This is a genomic window from Qipengyuania sp. ABI-127-1 (genome assembly GCA_022953095.1).
Taxonomy (GTDB): Bacteria; Pseudomonadota; Alphaproteobacteria; order Sphingomonadales; family Sphingomonadaceae; genus Qipengyuania.
The window spans coordinates 1-1,484 of record JALJCR010000006.1; the positions used below are offsets into that span (position 1 = coordinate 1).

Genomic DNA, 1,484 nt, shown 5'->3' on the forward strand with positions numbered 1-1,484 from the left:
GGAAGGTATTGCATGAAAATCCTCGTCCCCGTGAAGCGGGTGATCGATTACAACGTCAAGCCGCGCGTGAAGGCGGATGGGTCTGGCGTTGATCTTGCCAACGTCAAGATGAGCATGAACCCGTTCGACGAGATTGCGGTGGAGGAAGCGATCCGCATCAAGGAAGCGGGCAAGGCGGAAGAGGTCGTTGCGGTGTCGGTCGGCCCGGCCAAGGCGCAGGAAACGCTGCGCACCGCGCTGGCCATGGGCGCCGACCGGGCGATCCTGGTCGAGACCGAGGACGAGGTCGAACCGCTCGCCGTGGCCAAGATCCTGAAGGCGATTGCCGAGGAAGAGCAGCCCGGCATCGTGATGCTGGGCAAGCAGGCGATCGACGACGATTCGAACCAGACCGGCCAGATGCTGGCGGCGCTGATGGGCCGCCCGCAGGGCACCTTTGCCAACACGGTCGAGGTCGAGGGCGATCATGTTACCGTCAAGCGCGAAGTCGATGGCGGCCTGCAGACGGTCAAGCTGACGCTGCCCGCCATCGTCACCACCGATCTGCGTTTGAACGAGCCGCGCTATGCTTCGCTGCCCAACATCATGAAGGCAAAGAAGAAGCCGCTCGATACGAAGACCCCGGCTGATTACGGCGTCGATACCGCGCCGCGGCTGACGACCACCACTGTCTCCGAGCCCCCGGTTCGCCAGGCGGGCGAGAAGGTCGAGGATGTCGATGCGCTGGTCGCCAAGATCAAGGCGCTGGGCATCGCCTGAGCCCTAGAGACGAGAAGGAAGACAGATATGAAAACCCTCGTTTGGGTCGAACACGACAATAAGAGCCTCGCCGATGCGACGCTCGCCGCCGTCACCGCTGCCGGCAAGCTCGGCGAAGTCCATCTGCTGGTTGCCGGTTCGGGTTGCCGCGCGGTGGCCGAGGAAGCCGCCGGAATCGCGGGCGTGGGCAAGGTCCACCTCGCCGACGATGCGGCTTACGAGCACGCTCTCGCCGAGAACATCGCGCCGCTGGTGGCCGACCTCATGGGCCATCACGATGCCTTCGTCGCGCCTGCGACCACCACTGGCAAGAACATAGCTCCGCGCGTTGCCGCGCTGCTCGACGTGATGCAGATCTCGGACATCCTCTCGGTCGAGGGCGAGAAGAGCTTCACCCGGCCGATCTATGCCGGCAACGCCATCGCGACGGTCGAAAGCTCGGACGAAAAGCTGGTCGTCACCGTGCGCGGCACCGCCTTCGACAAGGCCGAAGCATCCGGCGGTTCGGCGGCGATCGAAGAGGTATCCGGCCCGACCGATGCCGGTATTTCGGCCTTCGTCAGCGAAGAGATCGCCGAGAGCGACCGCCCCGAACTGACCAGCGCCAAGGTGATCGTCTCGGGCGGCCGCGCGCTGAAGGATGCGGAAACCTTCGAACAGGTCATCACCCCGCTCGCCGACAAGCTCGGCGCCGGGATCGGCGCGAGCCGCGCGGCGGTCGATGC

Annotated in this window: 2 protein-coding genes; both read left to right on the forward strand. The window is 65.0% G+C overall.

Annotated elements, in window-relative coordinates:
* Positions 1 to 12 precede the first annotated feature (12 nt).
* Positions 13 to 759 (forward strand): electron transfer flavoprotein subunit beta/FixA family protein, encoded by a 747-nt coding sequence (locus tag MUY37_RS15280; RefSeq protein ID WP_499196223.1) that lies wholly within the window; start codon positions 13 to 15, stop codon positions 757 to 759.
* A gap of 27 nt (positions 760 to 786) precedes the next feature.
* A partial coding sequence (locus MUY37_RS15285; protein WP_499196222.1) for an electron transfer flavoprotein subunit alpha/FixB family protein occupies positions 787 to 1,484 on the forward strand: 698 nt, incomplete at its 3' end.